Below are 22,024 nucleotides of genomic sequence, written 5' to 3'. Positions count from 1 at the left end.
GACCGGCATGGCCCGAGGTGACAGCGAGTTCGCGGACTTCGTCCGCGCGGTCTCGCCGCGGCTGCTGCACGCCGCCTACCTGTTGACCGGCGACCGGCACCAGGCGGAGGACGACGTCCAGACCGCTCTGGTGCGCACGTACACGTCGTGGCCGCGGATCCGCAAGCAGGACCCGTTCGCCTACGCGCGCAAGGTGCTGGCCAACCACGTGATCGACCGTTGGCGCCGCCCGTACCGCGAGCAGGCCACCGAGGAGGTGCCCGAGCGTGCTGTCGAACGCGACTTCACCGCCGGCGTCGTCGACCAGGAGTGGCTCATGCGGGCGCTGGCGCCACTGAGCCCGCGGGAACGCGCGATCGTGGTGCTGCGGCACTTCTGGGACCTGTCGGAGGCCGACGTCGCGGCCGAGCTGAAGGTGTCGCTGGGCACCGTGAAGAGCACCAACTCGCGGGCGCTGGCGAAGATGCGCGGCACGGCCGCCGAGCGGCACTCGTGCGCGGCGGGGCAGGCGTCGTGACGGATCTCGAAGCGCTGCGCGGGGTGCTGGCGGAGCCGCCGCCCGTGGAGTTCTCGGCCGTGGACCTGGCCGACGTGATGCGCCGGGGACGCCGCCGGCGTCGCCTGCGCCGGCTTTCGGCCGCCGCCGCGACGGTGGTCGTGCTGGTCGGCGTCGTCGTGGGCGCGCAGCTGTTGCGGACTCCCGGTGCGCCCGCGGTGACCACGCTGGCCGTCACGGCCGCCCAGCCCGAGCGACGCGCCGCGGCTCCGATCGGTGAGGTGGTGGGCACCAAGATCGAGGACCCGGAAGGCGAGGTGGTGCTGTTCTTCGAACGCGCACCAGCGGGACCCGACAGCTCGCCGTACCAACTGGTGCTGGGCCACCGCAAAGGCGACGGCATCACCGCCGAGCTCGCCACCGGCTCCCGCTCGAGCGCACCCGGCTTCCACGCCCTCACCGCGGGCCGCCCGGGCCGGGACCTGCCGCTCTACGGTTACTACACCGGCCCCGCCACCCGCATCACCGCGGAGGTGGGCGGCCTGATGTACGGCGCCGAGGCGCAGCACGTCGAGGCCTTGGCAGTCACGGTGTTCTGGTTCCCCCGCCGCGACACCACCGTCTTGGGCGGCATCGTGACGTTACCGATGAACGCGTACAGCGCGGCGGGTGACTCGCTGCCGAAGTGACGGCTCAGACCGTCCGCGCCGCTTCCCACGCCGCGCTCGCGCTGAAGTACGTGTCGTAGATTTCCTGGACCTCCAGGAGGCTTTCGGGGGCCGCTTTGCCGTACGCGATGCGCTCGAGGTGGCGGAAGTACTCGAAGCGCTCGACGCCCGGGGCGATGACGATGAGCAGGGTGGCGTCCTCGCCCGGAGCGGCGGCGAAGGCGTGGGTCAGGTCGGGCGGCACGACGACGAGGTCGCCGCGGTCGGCGGTGACGACGGTGTCGCCGGAGAGGACCTGGACGGTGCCGCCGAGGACGTAGAACAGCTCGGCCGAGCCGGCATGGTGGTGGGGCGCCGCGCCGTTGGCGCCGTCCTTGAGCTCGACCTGGATGGTCGACAGGGCGCCGCCCGTGGAGCTGCTGTCGGCGAGCAGCTTGACGGTCGTGGGTGCGCGGCCGATGACCTCGGCGTCGCCCGAACGCACGATCACGGAGTCGTCGAAGCTGGGAATGACGATGGACATGTGAAGCCCCCGGGAAGTCCGTCGTGGGATCGCGGCGGCGCCGGATCCGAGGCGAACCTACCACGCCTGCCGTCGGCAGCACCGCCGTGAATTTCCCCAGTGTGCCAACGGTTTTCCGTGACCGGGGCACGGCACTGGCGAAGGGGAGGGGTGCCTCCGTATAGTGGAGCGGAGGCACCCCTCCTCTTATTCACCGGGAGCGACCATGTCCGCACACCAGGCCATCGAGGACCTGATCTTCACCTACGCCGCGCACGTCGACTCCGGGAACTTCGCCGCGGTCGGCAAGCTGTTCGCCCACGGCACCTTCGCCGGTGGCGACCCGGCGACGGGGCGCGAGGCCGTGGAGCGGTACTTCCACGACACCCTTGTGCTCTACCCTGACGGCACCCCGCGCACCCGCCACCTGACCAGCAACGTGCGCGTCCACGTCGACGAGGCCGCCGGCACCGCCACGGCCCACAGCTACTGGACCGCGCTGCAGGCCGCGCCGGGGCTGCCGCTGCAGCCGATCGCGTCGGGCCACTACGACGACCGCTTCGAACACGCACACGGCGAGTGGCGCTTCGTCGAACGGCGGCCGCACGTGGCGCTGGCCGGGGACCTCAGCCACCACCTCAAAGCCGCGTGACCCGCCCGCTACGCGCTGATGCCCGCCGCAACCGCGAGCGGCTCGTCGCCGAGGCCCGGGCGGCGTTCCTCGCCGACGGCACGGGTGCGTCGCTCGAGGAGATCGCGCGCCGGGCCGGCGTCGGGATCGGCACGCTCTACCGCCACTTCCCGCGCCGTGAGGACCTGCTCGATGCGGTGTTCCAGGGCGAGGTGGACGCGCTGCTCGACCTCGGCCGGGAGCTGGCACGCGCCGACGACGCGTTCGCCGCGCTGAGCTCGTGGCTGCGGGCCGTGGTCGACCGCCACCGCGCGTGGCAGGCCATCGCGGCGGCGACCGGGCAGGACCGTCCGAACGCGACACTCGCAGCGTCGCGGGTTCCCGTCGAACGAGCCGGGAAGACGCTGCTCGCCCGCGCGCACAAGGCGGGGGAGGCCGACAAGAACGTGACGATCGCCGACCTCCTGCGCCTCGCCGGCGCCATCGGCCAGGCGGCGGAGGAAACGCCGGACGACCCGAAGCTGCCGGACCGCCTGCTGCGCCTCGTACTGGCGGGGCTGCGGGCTCAGCCGGGCACGGGCAAGCGCGCGAGGTAGCGGTCGCGGGCCGTGAGGCTCGTGCCCAGGTGCCGCACGAGCGGCTCGAAGAACGAGCTGCGGTAAGTCGAGTCCGTGACCGCGCCGGCCGCGAAGTACAGCGCCGAGAACGCGGCGATGAACAACGACACCTGCAGCAGCTCGTTGGCGATCGGCACCTGGATGCCGAACAGCGTGCCCGGCGTCGGATCGTGCCCGACCCACGACTTGATCACCGGCGCGCGGACCGTGATCACGCCGAACGCCACGAAGAACACGAACGTGAGCACTGACAGCACGAGCGTCTGCAGGATCTGCGTGAGCAGCAGGACGAGCACCATGTTCGCCCGCTCCAGCTTGGTCAGCGGCACCCGCTCCGGCGCGGGATCGGTGCACGACGCGAACGGCGTACCCTCCAGCGTGTCCGGTTCGGCGGGCATCTGCGCCTTCGTCAGCGACCGGACCTCGTCCGACAGCGTCGACACGAGGAACAGCACCGCCACCACCGAGAAAAGCCCGACGACGAGCCAGATCCGGTGCCGCGTGAGGTCGGCGGTCACCTGCCAGATCGCGGTGGTGAAGAAGCCGAAAACGGTGAACAGCAGGAGCAGCGGCAACGCTCGGGACGTGAGGTCACCGAGGCGGCCGAGCTGGCGGAACGCGGCCCGCAACGCCCAGCCGAGGATCGAGCCGCCGCCGAAGAACGCCGCGACGAGCAGCACCACCAGCAGCCCGAGCTGCTCCAGCACTCCGACCGGCAGGGAGTCGTGCGGCGGGGCCGCGGCGTCGACGATCGGATTGAGCACCAGGAACACCGCGGCCACCCCGAGTGCCACGGGCGTGCCCCGCCGCGCCGGCACGCGCCGCCGGACCCAGCGCGCGGCGAGCCACGCGCCGACCGACGGCACCACCACATACGCGAGGAGCACGACGAGGTAGAGCAGCGCGAACCAGGTCTGGTCCATCCGGCGGGCGAACTCTTCGTCGCTGCCGCCGTCGAGCACCGACGTCGCCGTGGTGAACAGCAGCCCGAGCACCACGAGCACCTCGGCGGGCACGATCCGCGCCAGCAGGTGCGCCGGGCGTCCGCACCACTGACGGCAGGCCGCGCGGCCGGAACCACTGCTCGGCGGCTTCGCGGTCGTAGGGCTCGCGTGCGCTGTCCACGTCGGGTGACCCTAACGGGACCGGTGTGAACTCTCCTGCGGAACGCGGTCAGCCGCGGCGCCGCTTGCGGAGCGCGTCCCGCGTGCGCCGGCCGACGATCAGCGCCGGCACCGACAGCGCCGTGCCCACGCCGAGCGGCAGGCCTTGCTGCCACGCCGGCGCGCCGAGTGCCACCGGTGTCGCCGAGTCCTGCGCGTCGAAGTCGCTCACCCCGCCCCAGCGCGACGGCGGCAGGACGATGAAGCGCGCCTTGCCGATCACGTCGTCGACCGGCACCGTGCCGTTGATCCCGCCGCCGCCCTGGCAGCGGGAGTCGCACGAGTCGTTGCGGTTGTCGCCCATCACCCACAGGCTGCCCTGCGGCACGGTGACCGGGGCGAACGAGTCCTGCGCCGCGTTGTTCGGGTCGACCCAGTGGACGTAGGGCTCGTCGAGCGCCTTGCCGTCCACGATCACCCGGCCCTTCGGGTCGCAGCACTGCACCGTCTGCCCGCCGACGGCGATCACGCGCTTGACGAAGTCCTGCTCGTCCGGCGGCGCGAACCCGACGAGCGAGCCGAGCTCGCGCAGGCCCTTCGCGAAGATGTTGCTCGGCTCCTGTGGCGCGATCTCGTGTTCCGTCCACGGGCCCGGCCCGCGGAACACGATCACGTCGCCCGGCGAGGGGTCGGTGAAGTCGTAGGTGACCCGGTCGACGACCACGCGGTCGCCGAAGCACCCCGTGCAGCCGTGCAGCGTGGTCTCCATGGACTCGGACGGGATCATGAAGACCTTCGCCACGAACTGCTGGATCAGGATCGTGAGCACGAGGGCGATCACGATCAGGATCGGCAGCTCCTGCCAGAACGGACGTTTCTTGCGCGCCTTGCGTCCGCGACCGTCCGAACCGGACGACTCGCCCTCACCGTCCTGATCAGGACGTTCGGGGTCACTCTCGGCGGAACCGCGGGGGATGGGGTCGACCACGGGGCCAGGCTACCGACTTCCCGCTCACCGCCGCCGCAGCGCCACCGATCACGATCGGGGTGTCGTCCCGCTGACGGGGATCACTGGGGTTTCCCGCAGTCGCACCCGCTTAGCGTGAAGTGATCTTGACCGGAGGGAGCCGGCGGTGGACACACCCGTGCTGAAATGCGGGAACCTGGTGCTGGGCGAGCTGGATCCGGTGCTGCGCGCCGTGCGCGACACCGGTCCCGTGGCCCGTGTGCGGACTCCGGCGGGTGACCCCGCCTGGCTCGTCACCCGGCTCGCGGAACTCAGGCGGCTGCTGCTCGACCCGCGGCTGGGCAAGACGCACCCCGATCCGGCCGGCCGGCCGGCCGCGGTACGTGCGCACGCCGATGTTCGACCTGGCGGTGTCCGACGCGGAGCCGGCCGCGGCCCGCGAACGCCACGGCGACATCCGCGGCGTCCTCGTGCCCCACTTCACCGGCCGCAAGATGCAGCGCCTGGCCGACCGGGTCGCGGCGATGGTCGACGAGCAGATCGACGTCGTGCTCGCCGCCGGGCCCCAGGCCGACCTGCACAACGACTTCTCGCTGCCGCTGTCGTTCCGGATCCTGTGCGACCTCGTCGGCGTGCCCGATCCGGACGGCTTCCTCGCCTTGCTGCTCAGCGCCGGCGAGGTCGACGCCGAGCACACCGCGGCCGCGGCGCTGGACGAGCTGTACGCGTACCTGCGGGAGCTCGCGCGCCGCAAGCGAAGCACCCCGGGCGACGACCTCGCGTCCACGCTGTGCGAAGTGATCCGGGACGACGCCGACGTGTCGGGCCTGCTCGCGCTCGCGAGCTTCTCTTTCCTCGTCACGCCGAGCAACCTCAGCGCGGGCCTCGCGCTGCTCGCCGGGCACCCCGGCCAGCGCGACCGCGTGCGGGCCGACCCGCGCCTGCTCGACACGGCCGTGGAAGAGGTGCTGCGCGTCGGGCGGGTCGCCGAGACCTGCGTGCCGCGGTACGCGGCCGAGGACATCGCCGTGGCGGACGTCGTGATCCGCGCGGGCGACCTCGTGCTGTGCGACCACTACTCGACCGGCTTCGACGACCTCGTGTTCACCGATCCCGAGTGCTTCGACGTCGGGCGCCGCCCCAACCCGCACCCGGCGTTCAGCTACGGCATGTCGCACTGCATCGGCGCGCCGCTCGCGCGGGTCGAGCTGCGCGCCGCGTACGCCGCTTTGCTGAAGCGGATGCCGGACTTGCGCCTGACCGTCCCGTTCACCGAGATCCCCATGCTGGGTACCGAACTCGGCGACCAGGTGGGCGGGTCGATCGCCCGGCTCCCGATGACGTGGTGAGCATCCGGCCTAGACTGCCGCGCATGCCCGAAGCTCTCGTCACCGGTGCGACCGCCGGAATCGGCGCGGCGTTCGCCCGCCGGCTCGCCTCCGACGGGTTCGGGGTCGTGCTCGTCGCCCGGGACGCGGCCCGGCTCGAGGAGCTCGCGCGCTCACTGCGGGCGGACCACGGCGTGCCGGTCGAGGTCCTCGTGGCGGACCTGGCGGCGGACGCCGGGATCGCGCGCGTGGAGCAGCGCGTGGCCACGGTGGACTTGGTCGTGAACAACGCCGGGTTCGGGCAGCAGGGCGAGTTCCTCGAGACCGAGGTGTCCGCCGAGGTGGCCATGCTGCGGGTGCACTGCGAGGCCGTCCTGCGGATCACGAAGGCGGCCTTGCCCGGCATGCTCACGCGTCGGCGTGGGGGAGTGATCAACGTGGCTTCGGTGGCGGCGTTCTTCTCACGCGGGACGTACAGCGCGTCGAAGTCCTGGGTCGTCGTCTTCAGCGACAGCGTGCGAGAACAGGTGCGCAGCAGCGGCGTGCACGTGATGGCGCTGTGCCCGGGCTGGGTGCGCACGGAGTTCCACGAACGGTCCGGAATGGACACCAGTGGAATCCCGGACTCGCTGTGGCTGGACAGGGAAACCCTCGTCGCCGCCGCGATCCGCGACTTCCGCCGCGGCACGGCGGTGAGCGTGCCGGACGTGCGTTACAAGACCGCGGCGGCGCTGGGGAAGCTGCTGCCCCGCCCGCTGATGACGCGGATCGCCGCGCGGGCGGGCAGCAAACACTGACACCGGGCCGGAAACTCGGCGTCGGGAAACTCGGCGCCCGAAACCTCAGTGCCCGAACGCTTCGGCGAGCCACCACGAACCACCGTCGTCGGAGACCTTCGCGTCGATCACCAGCGGTGTCTCGCGAGGACCGCCGAGCCACTTCGTCACCCCGGCCAGGTCCCCCGGCGTGCGCACCGTGACGCCGCTGCAGCCGAAGCCGCGCGCGATCGCCGCGAGGTCCGTGTCGGGGAAGCGCACCGTGTCGAGGTCGGCGTCGCCGAAGTGGTGGACCTCCGCACCGTACGCGGCGTCGTTGTAGACGACCACCACCAGCGGCAGCCGCAGCCGCACGGCCGTCTCCAGATCGGAGATCGCCATGTGGAACCCGCCGTCGCCGACGCCGAGCACGGGCAGCCGGTCCGGGCGCGCGAGCGCGGCGCCGATCGCCGTGCCCAGCCCGAGCCCGACGCACTGGTAGGCCTGCGTGAAGCAGAACCCGTTCTCGTCCGGCACGGACAGGTACGCGCTCGGGTAACCCATGAAGTTGCCCGAGTCGATCGACACCACGCGCTGGGCGGGCAGCAGCTCGTCGAGGCGGGCGCTGAGTGTGCGCGCGTCGATCCGGCCGTCGCCGGAGTTGTCGAGGTGCGCGACGTCGTTCCAGCGCACCTCGGCCGCCAGACGCGCAGCGAGCTCGGGACCGCGGTAGCCCTCGGCCTTGTGCCCGCGGGCTTCCAGCAGCTCCAGCACGTCGACGGCGGTGGCCGCGACGTCGCCGACCACGCCGAGGTCGATCGGCCGGTGCGCGCCGAGCGCGGCCTGCTCCCGGTCGACCTGCACGAGCCGCGCCCGCGGCCCGAGCAGCTTGCCGTGGCGCGTGGTCCACATGTTCAGCGCGCAGCCCCAGCCCACGACGAGGTCCGCGTCCGCGATCAGCTCCGCGGTCAGCGGCGAGGAGAAACCGCCGCTGATCCCGAGTGACCACGGGTCGTCGTGGAAGAGGCCATTCGCCACGGCCGAGGTCGCGAGCAGTGCGCCGGTGACGTCGGCCAGCGCCCGCAGCGCGGTGGCCTGGCCCCGGGCGCCGCGGCCGGCGATGAACACCGGGCGCCGCGCCTCGGACAACAGCTCCGCCAGCTCGTCGGACACCGCGGTTTCCGGCCGGATCGGCGCGGGGCCGGGCACCTCCGGCACTTCGCCGGGCGTCGGCGCTTCCTGCTGCTGCAGGTCGATCGGCAGGCTGAACACGACGGTCCGGTTCTCCTGCCGCGCGGTGCGGAACGCGCGGATCGTGTCGGCGAAGGCGGATTCCGCCGAATGCACGCGGTCGGCCACCGTGCCCACCGCGACGCCGAGCGCGTCCTGGTCGATCTTGAAGTTCGACAGCACGGCCGCCGCGGCGGCGTCGGCGGCGACCACGACCATCGGTGTGCGGCTCTTCGCCGCTTCGGTGATGCCGGTGATCGCGTTGGTCAGCCCGCACCCCTGGTGCAGGCTCAGCGCGGAGACCTGGCCGCTCATCCGCGCGTACGCGTCGGCCATGCTCGCCGCGCCGCCTTCGTGCCGCGCGGCGACGAAGCGCACGCCCGCCGCCCGCAGCGCGTTGGTCACCTCGAAGTTGCCGCTGCCGACCACCCCGAAGGCCATGCCGACGCCGAGGTCGGCGAGCGTGCGCCCGACGAGTTCCGCGACCTTCACGCGCCACGCTCGACGAGCGCGAACACCCGGGCCGGGCTGCCCGAACCGCCGACGATCGGCAGCGGGCTGATCACCAGCATCGCACCGGTCGCGGGCAGGTTCGCCAGGTTGCGCAGCTGCGTCAGGCCGAACTTGCCCGCGCCGAGCAGCAGCTCGTGGCACGGGAAGGCCGGGTCGAGCCCGGGCGCCTGGCCGGCGTCGGTGCCGACGGTCTCCACGCCCAGCCCCGCGATCGGCGTCTCCTCGGCGAGCCACTTGGCGCACTCGGGAGACACCCCGGGGGTGTGCGAGCCGGACGCGTCGGCGTTGAGGAACTCGTCCTGATCGTTGGAGTGCACGTCCCAGCCGCTGCGGTAGAGCAGCCACGCGCCCGCCGGCAGCGCGCCGTGCTCGGACTCCCACTCGCGCACGTCGTCCACCGACAGCAGGAAGTCCGGGTTGCCCTGGGCTTTCGCCGACGCGTCGAGCACCACCGCGGGCGCGACGAGCGTGCTCAGCGGCGCCTGCGAAACGTCGAGACCGTCCTTTCCGGACAGCCAGTGGACGGGCGCGTCGAAGTGGGTGCCGGTGTGCTCGCCGGTGTGGATGTCGTTCCAGTACCAGCGCGGGCCGCGCTCGTCGTAGCGGCTGATCTCCTCGAGCCGGAACGGGATCGTGTTCGCGAACGGCTCGGGCAGCTGCAGGATCGGGGTGCTCGAAGTCAGGGGAGCGGTGAGGTCGACGACCTCGATGCCACCCCCGGTGATCGCCGCGCTCAGCTCGGCCAGCAACGACATGCGTCCTCCAGTGCTCGACGGTGAACTGCTCATCCGTGAAACCTGGGGGAGACCCTATGCCCCGCAAGGGGTTCCGGGGAACCGCTCAGCCGGCGCGCAGACCGTAGAAACCGGCGATGTGCCGTGTCACCTCGGCCGACGCGCGATCCGGGTCGCCGGTTTCGATCGCGTCGAGGATCCACGTGTGCTCGGTCGCGAGCTGCCGCGCGGTGGCGGGCCAGTCGGCCGTCCGAGCGTACCCGGCGGTCATCTCGTCGCCGACAGCGTCGCCGAGCGAGGCGAGCAGCACGGCGGCGAGGTCGTTGTGCGCCGCACGGGCGAGGCCGAGGTGGAAACCGGAGTCGAGCTCGCGGAACCGCACCCGGGTCACGCCGGGCCGGCCCATCTCGTCGGTGACCTCCCTCAGCTCCTTGATGTCCGCTGGTGCGGCGCCCCGGGCCGCGCGCGCCGCCGACGAGCGTTCCAGCTCGAGCCGGATCGACATGAGGTCACCGGTGGCGAACCGCGACAGCGAGAGGTGCAGCCGGAGCAGCTTGTGCAGCGCGCCGCTCGGCTCACCGGCCACGACCGCGGCCGCGCTGCCCGTGGCCGCCGGTTCGAGCACCCCCGCCGCTTCCAGGGCGCGGACCCCGTCGCGCACGTGCGCGGGTCCGACGCCGAGCGCCCGGGCCAGGTCACGTTCGGCGGGTAGCGGGTCGCCCGCGCTCAGCCGCGCGGAGACGATCCAGTCCTGGATCCCCGCCAGCGCCTGGCCGGGTGACCCGAGGTAGCGCACGTTGTCCGGTTGGCCCATCGATCGGACCGCCTCCTCGACCGCGTTGTCGGACTGTCGGTACGTGCTCCCCGCACTGCTCCCGATCCATCGCAGCCTAAGACAGCGGTGGTCAGACCACAATGTGGACTGCCGTGGACTGCTACGGATGGACCAGGTGATCGGGACCCGGCAGGTCCAGCTCCTCGGCCAGCGGCGCGAAGAACGCCTCGACGGCCTCGTCGCCGACCTCGGCGAGCGTGCCCGGGCGCCAGCGCGGTGCGCGATCCTTCTCAAGGATCGCCGCCCGGATGCCCTCGGCCAGGTCGGGATGCTCGAGGAACCGGCTGCACAGGCGGAAGTCCTGGCGCAGGCATTCCTCGATCGTGCTCATCTCGCGAGCCGCGCGCACAGCTCGCAGCGTCACCTTGAGTGCCGTCGGGGCGGCCGCGGTGATCGCGGCGACGGCCTCGCGCGCCCGCGGCTCGTCGATCGCCTCGAGGTGGTACAGCAGGTCTTCGACGGTGGTCGCGCCGCCGTACGCATGGTCGATCCAGCACCGCGCGGCCACAAGCGGAGCCGGGCCGGGATCCTCGGCGTATTTCGCCACGGTCGGCTCGGGTGCCGCACCGGCGGCGAGGTCGTCGACGAGCGCGGCCAGCCGGCCGGCGGGCACGTGGTGGTCGGCGAGTCCACAGTGGACCGCGTCGGCGGGACCGGCGCGACCGGCGGTGAGCGCGAGGTGCGTGCCCAGCTCGCCGGGTGCGCGGGCGAGCAGGAGCGTGCCGCCGACGTCGGGCGCGAGGCCGATCGCGACCTCCGGCATCGCGAGCACCGAGCGTTCGGTGACCACCCGGACCGCCGCGTGCGCGCCGATCCCGATCCCGCCGCCCATCGTGATGCCGTCCATGAGCGCGACGACGGGTTTCGGGTAGCGCGCGAGGCGGGCATCGAGCCGGTACTCCTCGCGCCACAGCGTCAGGGCGACCGCGGGATCGCCGACGGCCGACGAGTGGACCACGCCGATGTCGCCGCCCGCGCAGAAGGCCCGATCGCCCGCGCCGTCGAGCACGACAGCGGTCACGGCCGGGTCGGACTCCCACTCGTCGAGGGCGGTCCGCATCGCCCGGATCATGCGCAGATCCAGGGCGTTCAGTGCCTCCGGGCGGTTCACGGTCAACCTGCCGACCGCCCCCTGTGTGCGGGCCAAAACGGTGCTCACGTAGGACACCTTCGCCTTCCTGCAGCCGGGTGGTGCTCGATCCCAGGGTTGCACATTCCATACGCCCACTTCTATGGTCAGACCACATGCAAGGCAAGACCAGATGCAGTTCAGGTCGTGGAACGAGGTGTGGACACGGTGGGTGAGAGCGGCGGCGAACCGATCCGGGTGATGCTGGCCAAGATCGGGCTGGACGGCCACGACCGTGGCGTGAAGGTCGTCGCGCGGACCCTGCGCGACGCGGGCATGGAGGTGATCTACACCGGCCTGCACCGCAGCCCCGAGCAGGTGCTGGAAGCGGCCGTGCAGGAGGACGTCGACGTGCTCGGCGTGAGCCTGCTCTCCGGCGCGCACATGCCGATCTTCACCCGCATCTTCGAGCTGATCGACGCGATGCCCGACCGGCCCGGCTTCGCCATCGTCGCCGGCGGCGTGATGCCGGACGAGGACGAGGAGACGCTCAAGAAGATGGGCGTGGCCGAGGTGCTCGGCCAGGACACCACCCCGGAGACGATCGTCGAGCGCATTCGCGCGCTGACCGGCGTCGCAGAGGAGGCGTGATGGACGCGCAGAACCCGATGGAGCAGTGGAGCTGGCCGCCGCGCTACGACGAGACCTACCGCCCGCCGTCCGGGCAGCGGCACTGGTTCCCACGGCGGGAGACGATGCCCGCGGGCGAACGCGACGAGGCGATTCTCGCCCGCATCCGTGAGGTGATGGCCTACGCGTGGGACCACGCGCCGTTCTACCGGCGCAAGTGGGAGGAGGCGGGGATCCACCCGTCGGCCATCCGCGACCTGTCGGACTTCGAGAAGGTTCCCGTGGTGCGCAAGGAAGAGCTGCGCGCCGACCAGGCCGCCCACGAGCCGTTCGGCAGCTACCTCGCCGTGGACCCGGGCGAGGTCAAGCACGTGAACGGCACGTCGGGCACCACCGGCCGCCCGACGGCGTTCGGCATCAGCGAGCGCGACTGGCGCAGCGTCGCCAACGCTCACGCCCGCGTGATGTGGGGGATGGGCATCCGCGAAACCGACACCGTGCTGGTCGCCTCGCCGCTGAGCCTCTACTGGGGTTCGTGGGGTGCCTACATCGGCGCGGAACGGCTGGGCGCGCGCGTGTTCCCGTTCGGTGCCGGCACGCCGGGCCAGACCGCTCGGACGGTGATGTGGATGAAGCAGATGGGCGTGACCGTCTTCTATGGCACGCCGTCCTACGCGCTGCACCTGGCCGAGGTCGCCGCCGACGAAGGTGTGGACCCCGCGGATCTGGGGCTGCGCAAGCTGTTCTTCTCCGGCGAGCCCGGCGCGAGCGTGCCGACGATCCGCGGCCGCATCGAAGCGGCCTTCGATGCGGCGGTCTACGACTCGGGCAGCATGGCCGAGGTCAGCCCGTGGATGCACCTGGGTGCCGCGAACCACGAGCCGGGCGTGTTCGCCTGGCAGGACCTCGTCTACACCGAGGTGTGCGACCCCGTCGACCACCACCGCGTGGACTACGGCCGCGAGGGCACCCCCGTGTACACCACGCTGGAGCGCACCAGCCAGCCGATGATCCGGCTGCTGTCCAACGACCTCACACGCTGGGAAGCGCCCTCGGCCGACCGCGGCCGCACGTACCCGTTCCTGCCGCAGGGCATCTACGGGCGCATCGACGACATGTTCACCGTGCGCGGCGAGAACGTGTACCCGAGCGCGATCGACGACGTGGTGATGGCCGCCGAGGGCTACGGCGGCGAGCACCGCATCGTGATCAGCCGCAAGTCCACGATGGACACCCTCGCCGTGCAGGTGGAGCACCGCGGCGTCGCGGAGTCCACTCTGGACGGCTGGGCTCGCGCGATCGAGGACAAGCTGCGGCGCGCGCTCGGCGTCGGCGCGCACGTGGTCCCGGTGGAGTACAAGACGTTCGACCGCACCGAGTTCAAGGCGCGGCGGGTGATCGACGACCGCGACCTGCTGCGCCGCCTCGGAAGTGGGTCGTGAAGACGCCGGGCGACGTCGTCGGGCGGGTGCTCGCAGGGGAGCACCCGGCCATCGCGCGGATGCTCACCTTCGTGGAGCGGCGCACCGCCGGTGTCGACGAGGCGCTCGCCGAGCTGCACGGCAAGGCGGGGCACGCGCACGTGCTCGGTCTGACCGGACCGCCGGGCAGCGGCAAGAGCACGCTGGTCAAGTCGCTGACGGAGCACTACCGGAAAGCGGGCAAGACGGTCGGCGTGCTGGCGGTGGACCCGTCCAGCGTGTTCAGCGGCGGCGCGATCCTCGGTGACCGCATCCGGATGACCGGCCTCGCGGGGGACGAGGGGGTGTTCATCCGCTCCGTCGCCACCCGGGGCGCGCTCGGCGGTCTTTCCCGCGCGACGCTCGACGCGATCACCGTCCTCGACGCCGCGGGCAAGGACGTGGTGGTGCTCGAGACCGTCGGCGTCGGGCAGGCGGAGGTCGACGTGATCAGCGCGGCCCAGACCGTGGCCGTGGTGAGCGTGCCGGGCATGGGCGACGACGTGCAGGCGATCAAGGCCGGCCTACTGGAGATCGCCGACGTGCACGTGGTGAACAAGGCCGATCGCGAAGGCGCGGCCAAGACCGTGGCCGAGCTGCGCGACATGCTGCGGCTGGCGCACCGCAAGCCGCACCAGTGGAACGTGCCGATCCAGCAGACCGTCGCCGCCACCGGCGACGGCGTGCCCGAGCTCGCCGAGGAGTTCGCCGCGCACCTGGCGTGGATGACCGAGCACGGCGAACGCGAGCGCCGCGCCCGGCGCAACAGCGCGACCCGCATCCGGTGGGTCGCCGAACAGCTCGTGCTCGACGGGCTGCGGCCCGGCGTCCCCGCGTTCGACGAAGCGGTGGACGACGTGACCGCGCGGCGCGAGGACCCGCTCTCCGCCGCGCGCCGCCTGGTCGGGCGGCCCGGTGCCGAGACGACTGACGAGGAGGAACTGTGGTGAACGAGCACGACCCGGCCCCAGCGGAACGAGCACTGACGACCGAGGCACTCGTCGAAGCGGTCACGCGCGAGCTGGCCGGCTGGGAGGGCGACGAGCTCGCGGCGTTCGTCAACCGCCAGCCCGAATCCCGCGACGTCTACCGCTCCGGCAGCGGCATGGAGGTGCAGCGCGTCTACACGCCGGCCGACCTGCCGGACGACTGGCACGACATCGGCCTGCCCGGCCGCTACCCGTACACGCGCGGCCCGTACCCGACGATGTACCGCGGCCGGAACTGGACCATGCGTCAGATCGCGGGCTTCGGGCAGGCCGAGGAGACGAACAAACGGTTCCAATACCTCATCGCGCAGGGCCAGACCGGCCTGTCCGTGGACTTCGACATGCCGACGCTGATGGGCCTGGACAGCGACGACCCGATGAGCCTCGGCGAGGTCGGCCGCGAGGGCGTCGCGATCGACACACTTCCCGACATGGAGGCGCTGTTCGACGGCATCGACCTCGAGAAGATCAGCGTGTCGATGACGATCAACCCCTCGGCGTGGATTCTGCTCGCGATGTACGTCGCGGTCGCCGAGCAGCGTGGCTACGACCTCAACAAGCTCTCGGGGACGATCCAGAACGACATCCTCAAGGAGTACGTGGCGCAGAAGGAGTGGGTGTTCCCGGTCCGGCCGAGCATGCGGATCGTGCGCGACACCGTGGTCTACGCCAGCGAGCACATCGCCCGCTACAACCCCGTGAACATCTCCGGCTACCACATCAGCGAGGCCGGGGCGAACGCGGTGCAGGAGATCGCGTTCACGATGGCCATCACGAAGGCCTACGTGGAGGACGTCGTCGCCACCGGGGTCGACGTGGACCAGTTCGCTTCACGGCTGTCGTTCTTTTTCGTCAGCCAGGCGGACCTCTTCGAGGAGGTCGCGAAGTTCCGCGCGGTGCGGCGGTTCTACGCGAAGATGATGAAGGAGACCTTCGGCGCCAAGAACCCGCAGTCGATGCGGCTGCGCTTCCACGCGCAGACGGCAGCGGCCACGCTCACGAAACCCCAGCCGCTCAACAACATCATCCGCACGGCGCTGCAGGCCCTCTCGGCCGTGCTCGGCGGCGCGCAGTCCTTGCACACCAATGGTCTCGACGAGGCCTACACGATCCCGAGCGAGCAGGCGATGAAGGTCGCGCTGCGCACGCAGCAGATCATCGCCGACGAAACCGGCGTCACCAGCGTGATCGACCCGCTCGGCGGTTCGTACTACGTGGAGAACCTCACCGATCGCCTCGAACAGGGCATCCACGACTACTTCACGAAGATCGAAGAGCTCGGCGGCGTGGTCGCCGCGATCGAACAGGGCTTCTTCCAGCGCGAGATCTCCGACACCGCCTACGACTACGCGCGCCGCAAGGCCAGCGGCGACCGGCCCGTGATCGGGGTCAACAAGTACGTCGACGCCGGTGCCGGCGAGAAGATCGAGACCCACAAGCTCGACCCGGAATCCGAAGCCCGGCAACTCTCGCGCCTCAAGCAGGTGCGGGCCGACCGGGACCCGGACCGGGCGAAAGCGGCGATGGAGCACCTGCTCGCCGTGGCGGCCGACCCGGCGGCGAACCTCATGCCCGCCACGATCGAGGCCGTGAAGGCACACCTGTCCATGGGAGAGATCACCGGCGCGCTGCGTGATGTCTTCGGCTCCTACACCGAAACCCCGGTGTTCTGAGGGCCCAGCTCCAGTCCCCACCCCCTCTCAACGACGAGAGTCCCGGAGGTGACCTGTGTACACACAGGTTCCCGCGCCACTGGGCGGCAGCCTCGGCTGGTCCGCCCTCGTGTCCGCCCTGCCCCTGCTGGTGTTGTTCGTGCTGCTGGGCGTGTTCCGCGTCCGCGCCTGGCTGGCTTCGGTGATCGCGCTCGTGCTGTCGATCGTGGTCGCCATCGCGGTCTACGGCATGCCCGCTGGCCCGGCCTTCGACTCCGCGCTCGAAGGCGCGGCGTTCGGCCTGTTCCCCGCGTTGTGGATCGTGCTCAACTCCCTGTGGATCTACCAGATGACGAAGGTGTCCGGGCACTTCGACGTGCTGCGGCGCACCTTCGCGAAGATCAGCGACGACCAGCGGGTGCAGGGCGTGATCATCGCGTTCTCGTTCGGCGCCCTGCTGGAGGCGCTCGCCGGTTTCGGCGCGCCGGTGGCGATCTGCTCGGTGATGCTGGTGGCTGTCGGGCTGAAACCGCTGAAGGCGGCGACGGTCGCGCTGATCGCCAACACCGCGCCCGTCGCGTACGGTGCCGTCGCGCTGCCCGTGATCACGCTCGCCAAGGTGACCGGGCTGCCGCTCGACGACCTCGCTGCCATGACCGGGCGGCAGGTGCCGATCCTCGCGCTGGTCGTGCCGCTGGTGCTCATGGTCGTGCTCGACGGGCGGCGCGGGCTGCGGCAGGCGTGGCCGGCCGCGCTCGTGTGCGGCGTGAGCTTCGCGGTCGTCCAGTACCTGATGGCGAACTTCGGTCCGGTGCAGCTCACGGACATCGCGGCTTCGCTCGTGTCCGCCGCGGCCGTGCTGGTGCTGCTGCGGTTCTGGCGGCCGAAGCCGGCCGAGGCGCCGGACCGCGCGCCCGACGACGGTGGCGCGCGGCCCGCGCCGGCTTCCGGCGGCAGCGGGGTGGCCGCGGCGACCGCGGTGCGGGAGCGGACGGTGGTCGACTCGCGCGTCGAGCAGGTCCGGTCGTTCGCGCCGTACGCGACGATCATCGTGCTGTTCTCGATCGCCGCGATCCCGGTGGTGGCCGCGGCGCTGGCCACGACGACGAAGACGTTCAGCTGGCCCGGCCTGCACATCGCGACTTCGGAGGGCAAGCCGCTGAGCCTGGTGTCGTTCAAGTTCGACTGGCTCGCCGACAGCGGCACGGTGCTGTTCATCGCCGGTGTGGTGTCCGCGTTCCTGCTGAAAGTGCCGCTGGGGCAGGCGATCCGCGCCTACGGGCAGACGATCGTGCAGCTGCGCACCGCCGGGCTGACGGTGATGGCGGTGCTGGCGCTGGCCTACGTGATGAACATGTCGGGCCAGACGGCCACGCTCGGGTTATTCCTCGCGGGCGCGGGTGGGTTGTTCGCGCTGCTCTCGCCGCTGCTGGGCTGGTTCGGCACGGCGGTGACGGGCTCGGACACGTCGTCGAACTCGCTGTTCGGCGCGCTGCAGGTCGCGGCCGCGCACGGTGCGCAGCTGCAACCGGTGCTGATGGCGGCCGCGAACAGCAGCGGCGGGGTACTCGGGAAGATGATCAGCCCGCAGAACCTCGCGATCGGCGCCAGCGCCGTGGGTCTCGCGGGCAAGGAGGGCCTGCTGTTCCGGCGGGTGCTCGCGGCGTCGGCGGTGTTCGTGCCGTTGATGTGCGTGCTGGTGTACCTGCAGTCGACGCCGGTGCTGTCGTGGATGGTGCCGTGAGCGCCCGCGACGCCGTCGAAGAGGCCAACGCGGCGATCGGCGCGGCGGTGTCCAGGTGCACGTTGCCGGCCGGCGACGAGGCCGTGCTGCTCGACGTCCAGTACGAGCTGCTCGAACTGGCCGACGCCCTCGCCGCCGGGACACCGGTGCCCGAGCTGCCCCGGCTGTGGCGGGCGGCTCGGGACCTCGGTCCCGTGGGGGTGCCGCGAGGGTTCGAGGTGCTCGGCGGGCTGAGCGCCGCGGCCGGGCTGCTGAAACTCGCGCGGGCGGTGTCTCGGCGGGCGGCGCGGGAAGCCCCGGCCGACGCGGTGGTGGTGCTCGACCGGTTGGGTGCGGTCCTGCTCGCGGTCGCGTTCCGCGCGGAGGAGCGCGAACGGTCACTCGGCTACGCCGGATCGTGTGCCGACTAGTGTGGTCATACCAACAAAGAGGTCATATTGACACTGGCTGCGAGCTCCGATTACCTTGAGTGAGCACTACGCGGTGCAGAGGAACTCCGGTGAGATTCCGGGCCGGTCGCGCCACTGTGATCGGACCCCGCCCGGCGGGGTTCGCAGGCAGACCCTCTCGCCGCGTCCATCCTTGAGCGGGTCGCACGAACCCGAGGAGGAGCGTGACCACAGTGATGCCGGAAACGACGCGGCGAATGACGCCGGGGAACCGGTCATGACGACCGAGGCGGCCTGGGAGCCGGTGCGCCGCGTGCGGATGCACGAACAGGTCCTGGCGCAGATCGAGGAGAAGATCCTCGACGGCAGCCTGCGCGCGGGGGAGAAGCTCCCCAGCGAACGCGAGCTCGTGAGCGCGCTGGGAGTGAGCCGGACCAGCGTCCGCGAAGCCCTGCGCGCGCTCGAAGCCATGGGGATCATCGAAGCCCGCACGGGTTCGGGCGCCGACGCGGGTTCGGTCGTCACGGCCCGGTCGACCCCGGCGCTGACCAACCTGCTGCGGCTGCACCTCGCGCTCGCGCGGATCAGCCTGGCCGATCTGGTCGAGACGCGCGTGCAGCTCGAACGCAACGCCGCCCGGGGCGCGGCGGCGACCCGCACACCCGAGGACGTGGCGAGGCTCGCCGAGCTGGTCGAGGGCATGCGCGCGGCGGACCAGGAGTACCAGCAGTTCAACGCGCTGGACACCGAGTTCCACGTGAGCATCGCCCGGATCTCGGGCAACGCGCTGGCCACCGACCTCATGCAGGCGCTGCGGGGCGCCGTCGAGTCGGAGATGGCGGCGGCGTTCGCGCGCCTGCCCGACTGGCGGGCGGTCGCGGCCGACCTGGTGGCCGAGCACGAGGCGATCCTGCGTGCCATCGAGGCGGGAGACGGTGACCGCGCGGCCGAGCTCGTGGCCGAGCACATCACACGCTTCTACACCGACCGGGTGCTCAACCCCTGACGCTGCGCTGCCGCGGCGATGGGGGCCTGGTAGCAGGCGGCGCGTTGGGTGCAGTGGGTGGCCGGGTCGTGGAACGGTTCGAGGTGGTTTGAAGCAACGTCCGACGACGTTGCGCTGTCTTGCGCGTGATCGCCGCCGTAGGTGGCTCCATGGTTCCATTCAAACTGCCGCTGTGCTCGAGCTGCCACTGTGCCCGACATCGACTACACTGATTTGCCACATTTTCCCGAGAGGGAGGAGTCGGTGATGAGCGACTTCCTCACTTCACAACACAGCAGGCGGGACGTGCTGCGCGCGGCCGCCGCCATCACCTTGGGCTCGGTGGCGCTGGGCGCCTGCGCCTCCGAGGAGGACACCGGGGAAACCACCGGTGTCCAGGCCCCGCAGGAGACCTTCAGCGAACCGTCCACAAAGCTGTCCGGTGACCTGAAAATCCTTCTCTGGAGCCACTTCGTGCCGAACCATGACGTGTGGTTCGACCGGTTCGCGCGGGACTGGGGTTCCCGGGTCGGTGTCAACGTGACCGTCGACCACATCGACCAGGCGCAGATTCCCACCCGGATCGCGGCCGAGATCCAGGCTCGCCAGGGCCACGACCTCATTCAGTACATCGCGACGCTGTCGCAGTTCGAGCCGAGCGTGCTCGACCAGCGGGATCTGGTCAGCGAAGCGACCGGGCGCTGGGGACGGCAGCTCCCGCTGTGCGAGAAGTCCAGCCTCAACCCCGCCACCGGCAAGTTCTACGCGTACTCACCGGGCTGGGTACCCGACCCGGGCAACTACCGCAGGTCGCTGTGGGAGGCCGTCGGCATGCCGAACGGCCCCACCACGTGGGACGAGCTCCTCACGGGCGCGGCGCAGATCAAGAACAGCAAGGGTGTCCCGCTCGGCCTCGGCATGTCTCAGGAGATCGACTCCAACATGGTGCTGCGAGCCTTGATGTGGTCCTTCGGGGCGTCCGAGCAGGATGCGAACGAGCGCGTCACGATCAACTCGCCGGAAACGATCGCTGCCGTGGAGTACATGACGAAGCTCTACCAGCAGGCGATGACGCCCGAGGTGTTCTCCTGGAACGCCGCGAGCAACAACCAGGGCCTCGTCGCCGGCAAGATGTCCTACATCGTCAACTCGATCTCCGCCTGGCGGACCGCCGCCGGGTCGAACCCGACCGTCGCCGATGACACGTTCTTCGTCCCGGCGTTGCGCGGCCCGGAGACCGCGCTGGCCGCGCAGCACGTTCTGTACAACTGGATCATCCCGCAGCACGCCACCGGGGTGCCGGCGGCGAAGGAGTTCCTGCTGCACTACACCGCCAATTTCGCCTCGGCGACCTACCAGTCGAAGCTGTACGACTTCTCGGCTTGGTCCAAGCTGACCCCCGAGCTGCCGAACTGGCTCGCGAACGACCCGTTCGGCTCCCGGCCGCCGGACAAACTGAAGCTGCTCGCCGACGCCATCCCGTGGAGCGCCAACATCGGCCATCCGGGGCCGGCCAGCACGGCCATCGGAGAGGTGTTCAGCACCTTCGTCATCCCCAACATGTTCGCCAGGGCGGTACGCGGCGAAGCCACCCCGCAACAATCAGTCGCCGAGGCGGAGGGACAGATCAACGCCGTCTTCGCCAAGTGGCGTGCCGCCGGTCTCGTCGGCGGCTGAGTGCGATGGCGGTCGTCGAGGTTCGCGACCTGGTCAAGCGGTTCGACGGCGGGCGGGTGCCCGCCATCGACCGGGTGAGTCTGGCCGCCGCGGCCGGGGAGTACCTGGTGCTGCTGGGGCCGTCGGGCTGCGGCAAGACGACCCTGTTGCGCACCATCGCCGGGCTGGAACAGCCGACCAGCGGCGATGTGCTGATCGGCGGGCACGTGGTGACCGGGCTGCCGCCTCGGGCGCGCCAGATCGCGATGGTGTTCCAGAGTTACGCGCTCTACCCGCACAAGACCGTGCTGGCCAACATCGTGTTCCCGCTCCGGGCTGTGGGCATGGCCAGGGAGGAACGCGAGCGCAAGGCCCGCTGGGCGGCCGAGCTCCTGGGTCTCGAGCTGCTGCTGGACCGCAAACCTCGACAGCTCTCCGGTGGTGAACGGCAGCGGGTGGCGCTCGCGCGGGCGCTGGTCCGCGACCCCCAGGTGTTCCTCCTCGACGAGCCGTTGTCCAATTTGGACGCGAAACTGCGCGCCAGCGCCCGGGACGAGCTCAAGCGGTTCCAGCAGGAAGTGGGAACCACGACGATCTACGTGACTCACGACCAGGCCGAGGCCATGGGCCTGGGCGACCGGATCGCCGTGCTCAACGCGGGCCAGGTCCACCAGGCCGGCCCGCCGGTGGAGGTCTACGACGACCCGGCCGACACGTTCGTGGCGACCTTCCTCGGCTCCCCACCGATGAACCTGATCCCGCACGACGGCAAGCTGGTCGGGTTCCGCCCCGAGCACCTGCTGCCGGTCGAGAACGTCCCCGCCGGCGAGGGTGTCACGATGCCGCTGGCCGTTGAGCGGCTCGAATACCTCTCTGGCGACCGGCACGTGTACGGCACGGTGTCGCGGATCGGCGAGCGCACCAGGGTAGTCGCCCGGCTTCCGGCCACAGTGGACACCGCGATCGCGACGGGCGAGACGCACGAATTCGCCGTGCCCGGCGCGCGCTTGCGGTTCTTCGACACGCAGAGCGGGCAACGCTCCGAGCCGGTCCGCCTGGACGGTGGGTGAG

At 71.2% G+C, this 22,024-nt stretch carries 22 protein-coding genes; 15 read left to right on the top strand and 7 right to left on the bottom strand.

Translation table 11 applies throughout. The annotated features are described in order from the left end of the window. Positions 1 to 7: 7 nt before the first annotated feature. Both QRX50_RS34075 and QRX50_RS34070 read left to right on the top strand, forming a co-directional pair. Entirely contained in the window at positions 8 to 517 is a 510-nt protein-coding gene (locus QRX50_RS34075; RefSeq protein WP_285967217.1) for a SigE family RNA polymerase sigma factor, read from the top strand. After that, on the top strand, positions 514 to 1,185 hold the full coding sequence (locus QRX50_RS34070) for a hypothetical protein (protein ID WP_285967216.1): 672 nt from the start codon (positions 514 to 516) through the stop codon (positions 1,183 to 1,185). Before QRX50_RS34075 ends, QRX50_RS34070 begins: the two co-directional genes overlap by 4 nt. A gap of 4 nt (positions 1,186 to 1,189) precedes the next feature. Here the strand turns inward: QRX50_RS34070 and QRX50_RS34065 are convergent, their stop codons facing one another. After that, a complete protein-coding gene (locus tag QRX50_RS34065) occupies positions 1,190 to 1,687 on the bottom strand; it encodes a cupin domain-containing protein (protein WP_285967215.1) in 498 nt (165 codons plus the stop codon). A gap of 205 nt (positions 1,688 to 1,892) precedes the next feature. On the opposite strand from QRX50_RS34065, the gene QRX50_RS34060 reads away from it, so the two are divergent. Then, the gene (locus tag QRX50_RS34060; RefSeq protein ID WP_285967214.1) at positions 1,893 to 2,318 is read left to right on the top strand and encodes a nuclear transport factor 2 family protein; all 426 of its coding nucleotides are present in this window, start codon (positions 1,893 to 1,895) and stop codon (positions 2,316 to 2,318) included. Continuing rightward, entirely contained in the window at positions 2,315 to 2,893 is a 579-nt protein-coding gene (locus QRX50_RS34055) for a TetR/AcrR family transcriptional regulator (RefSeq protein WP_285967213.1), read from the top strand. The genes QRX50_RS34060 and QRX50_RS34055 overlap by 4 nt, the downstream gene beginning before the upstream one ends. Here the strand turns inward: QRX50_RS34055 and QRX50_RS34050 are convergent. Beyond that, entirely contained in the window at positions 2,863 to 3,930 is a 1,068-nt protein-coding gene (locus QRX50_RS34050) for a hypothetical protein (RefSeq protein WP_285967212.1), read from the bottom strand. The genes QRX50_RS34055 and QRX50_RS34050 overlap by 31 nt on opposite strands. Before the next feature lie 157 nt (positions 3,931 to 4,087). Continuing rightward, complete coding sequence (gene lepB / locus QRX50_RS34045; protein WP_285967211.1) at positions 4,088 to 5,005, bottom strand: signal peptidase I; 918 nt, start codon at positions 5,003 to 5,005, stop codon at positions 4,088 to 4,090. 374 nt (positions 5,006 to 5,379) lie between these two features. Here lepB and QRX50_RS34040 point away from each other — a divergent pair, with 374 nt between their 5' ends. Then, on the top strand, positions 5,380 to 6,333 hold the full coding sequence (locus tag QRX50_RS34040; protein ID WP_285967210.1) for a cytochrome P450: 954 nt from the start codon (positions 5,380 to 5,382) through the stop codon (positions 6,331 to 6,333). Between the two features lie 23 nt (positions 6,334 to 6,356). Next, entirely contained in the window at positions 6,357 to 7,109 is a 753-nt protein-coding gene (locus QRX50_RS34035; RefSeq protein ID WP_285967209.1) for an SDR family NAD(P)-dependent oxidoreductase, read from the top strand. A 45-nt stretch (positions 7,110 to 7,154) separates the two neighbouring features. On the opposite strand, the gene QRX50_RS34030 is transcribed toward QRX50_RS34035, so the two are convergent. The 4 genes from QRX50_RS34030 to QRX50_RS34015 form a co-directional block, all read right to left on the bottom strand. Beyond that, positions 7,155 to 8,789, bottom strand: coding sequence for a thiamine pyrophosphate-binding protein (locus QRX50_RS34030; protein WP_285967208.1), 1,635 nt, complete (start codon positions 8,787 to 8,789; stop codon positions 7,155 to 7,157). Then, positions 8,786 to 9,565 carry a cyclase family protein gene (locus tag QRX50_RS34025; protein ID WP_285974639.1) on the bottom strand — a complete coding sequence of 260 codons (780 nt, stop codon included), beginning with the start codon at positions 9,563 to 9,565 and terminating at the stop codon, positions 8,786 to 8,788. Before QRX50_RS34025 ends, QRX50_RS34030 begins: the two co-directional genes overlap by 4 nt. Before the next feature lie 85 nt (positions 9,566 to 9,650). Continuing rightward, positions 9,651 to 10,358 carry a FadR/GntR family transcriptional regulator gene (locus QRX50_RS34020; protein WP_285967207.1) on the bottom strand — a complete coding sequence of 236 codons (708 nt, stop codon included), beginning with the start codon at positions 10,356 to 10,358 and terminating at the stop codon, positions 9,651 to 9,653. Between the two features lie 121 nt (positions 10,359 to 10,479). After that, positions 10,480 to 11,538 carry a 3-hydroxyisobutyryl-CoA hydrolase gene (locus QRX50_RS34015; RefSeq protein WP_285967206.1) on the bottom strand — a complete coding sequence of 353 codons (1,059 nt, stop codon included), beginning with the start codon at positions 11,536 to 11,538 and terminating at the stop codon, positions 10,480 to 10,482. 129 nt (positions 11,539 to 11,667) lie between these two features. Between QRX50_RS34015 and QRX50_RS34010 the strand changes: the two genes are divergently transcribed. The 9 genes from QRX50_RS34010 (at position 11,668) to QRX50_RS33970 (ending at position 22,023) form a co-directional block, all read left to right on the top strand. After that, a complete protein-coding gene (locus QRX50_RS34010) occupies positions 11,668 to 12,099 on the top strand; it encodes a cobalamin B12-binding domain-containing protein (protein ID WP_285967205.1) in 432 nt (143 codons plus the stop codon). After that, positions 12,099 to 13,520, top strand: a complete 1,422-nt coding sequence (locus QRX50_RS34005; RefSeq protein ID WP_285967204.1) for a phenylacetate--CoA ligase family protein — start codon at positions 12,099 to 12,101, stop codon at positions 13,518 to 13,520. Before QRX50_RS34010 ends, QRX50_RS34005 begins: the two co-directional genes overlap by 1 nt. Further along, on the top strand, positions 13,517 to 14,488 hold the full coding sequence (meaB, locus tag QRX50_RS34000) for a methylmalonyl Co-A mutase-associated GTPase MeaB (RefSeq protein ID WP_285967203.1): 972 nt from the start codon (positions 13,517 to 13,519) through the stop codon (positions 14,486 to 14,488). The genes QRX50_RS34005 and meaB overlap by 4 nt, the downstream gene beginning before the upstream one ends. Then, a complete protein-coding gene (locus tag QRX50_RS33995) occupies positions 14,485 to 16,200 on the top strand; it encodes a methylmalonyl-CoA mutase family protein (RefSeq protein ID WP_285967202.1) in 1,716 nt (571 codons plus the stop codon). Before meaB ends, QRX50_RS33995 begins: the two co-directional genes overlap by 4 nt. Positions 16,201 to 16,255: 55 nt before the next feature. Continuing rightward, the gene (locus tag QRX50_RS33990; protein WP_285967201.1) at positions 16,256 to 17,923 is read left to right on the top strand and encodes an L-lactate permease; all 1,668 of its coding nucleotides are present in this window, start codon (positions 16,256 to 16,258) and stop codon (positions 17,921 to 17,923) included. Next, positions 17,920 to 18,333: a hypothetical protein gene (locus tag QRX50_RS33985; protein WP_285967200.1), complete on the top strand. Its 414-nt coding sequence runs from the start codon at positions 17,920 to 17,922 to the stop codon at positions 18,331 to 18,333. Before QRX50_RS33990 ends, QRX50_RS33985 begins: the two co-directional genes overlap by 4 nt. A gap of 256 nt (positions 18,334 to 18,589) precedes the next feature. Next, complete coding sequence (locus QRX50_RS33980) at positions 18,590 to 19,318, top strand: FadR/GntR family transcriptional regulator (RefSeq protein ID WP_285967199.1); 729 nt, start codon at positions 18,590 to 18,592, stop codon at positions 19,316 to 19,318. Between the two features lie 246 nt (positions 19,319 to 19,564). Next, complete coding sequence (locus QRX50_RS33975) at positions 19,565 to 20,974, top strand: ABC transporter substrate-binding protein (RefSeq protein ID WP_285967198.1); 1,410 nt, start codon at positions 19,565 to 19,567, stop codon at positions 20,972 to 20,974. Between the two features lie 5 nt (positions 20,975 to 20,979). Continuing rightward, positions 20,980 to 22,023 (top strand): ABC transporter ATP-binding protein, encoded by a 1,044-nt coding sequence (locus tag QRX50_RS33970; protein WP_285967197.1) that lies wholly within the window; start codon positions 20,980 to 20,982, stop codon positions 22,021 to 22,023. The last annotated feature ends 1 nt before the right edge of the window (position 22,024 follow it).

It is taken from the genome of Amycolatopsis sp. 2-15 (assembly GCF_030285625.1).
Lineage (GTDB): Bacteria > Actinomycetota > Actinomycetes > Mycobacteriales > Pseudonocardiaceae > Amycolatopsis > Amycolatopsis carbonis.
The sequence above is the reverse complement of the archived record's forward strand: the minus strand, read 5'-3'. Positions and strand labels throughout refer to the sequence as shown.

What these genes read in the sequence shown, in the direction of transcription:
- QRX50_RS34075 (WP_285967217.1), top strand. Translation starts at nt 8, where the DNA reads ATGGCCCGAGGTGACAGCGAGTTCGCGGACTTCGTCCGCGCGGTCTCG.
- QRX50_RS34065 (WP_285967215.1), bottom strand. Translation starts at nt 1,687, where the DNA reads ATGTCCATCGTCATTCCCAGCTTCGACGACTCCGTGATCGTGCGTTCG.
- QRX50_RS34060 (WP_285967214.1), top strand. Translation starts at nt 1,893, where the DNA reads ATGTCCGCACACCAGGCCATCGAGGACCTGATCTTCACCTACGCCGCG.
- QRX50_RS34040 (WP_285967210.1), top strand. Translation starts at nt 5,380, where the DNA reads ATGTTCGACCTGGCGGTGTCCGACGCGGAGCCGGCCGCGGCCCGCGAA.
- QRX50_RS34035 (WP_285967209.1), top strand. Translation starts at nt 6,357, where the DNA reads ATGCCCGAAGCTCTCGTCACCGGTGCGACCGCCGGAATCGGCGCGGCG.
- QRX50_RS34025 (WP_285974639.1), bottom strand. Translation starts at nt 9,565, where the DNA reads ATGTCGTTGCTGGCCGAGCTGAGCGCGGCGATCACCGGGGGTGGCATC.
- QRX50_RS34020 (WP_285967207.1), bottom strand. Translation starts at nt 10,358, where the DNA reads ATGGGCCAACCGGACAACGTGCGCTACCTCGGGTCACCCGGCCAGGCG.
- QRX50_RS34005 (WP_285967204.1), top strand. Translation starts at nt 12,099, where the DNA reads ATGGACGCGCAGAACCCGATGGAGCAGTGGAGCTGGCCGCCGCGCTAC.
- QRX50_RS33980 (WP_285967199.1), top strand. Translation starts at nt 18,590, where the DNA reads ATGACGACCGAGGCGGCCTGGGAGCCGGTGCGCCGCGTGCGGATGCAC.
- QRX50_RS33975 (WP_285967198.1), top strand. Translation starts at nt 19,565, where the DNA reads ATGAGCGACTTCCTCACTTCACAACACAGCAGGCGGGACGTGCTGCGC.
- QRX50_RS33970 (WP_285967197.1), top strand. Translation starts at nt 20,980, where the DNA reads ATGGCGGTCGTCGAGGTTCGCGACCTGGTCAAGCGGTTCGACGGCGGG.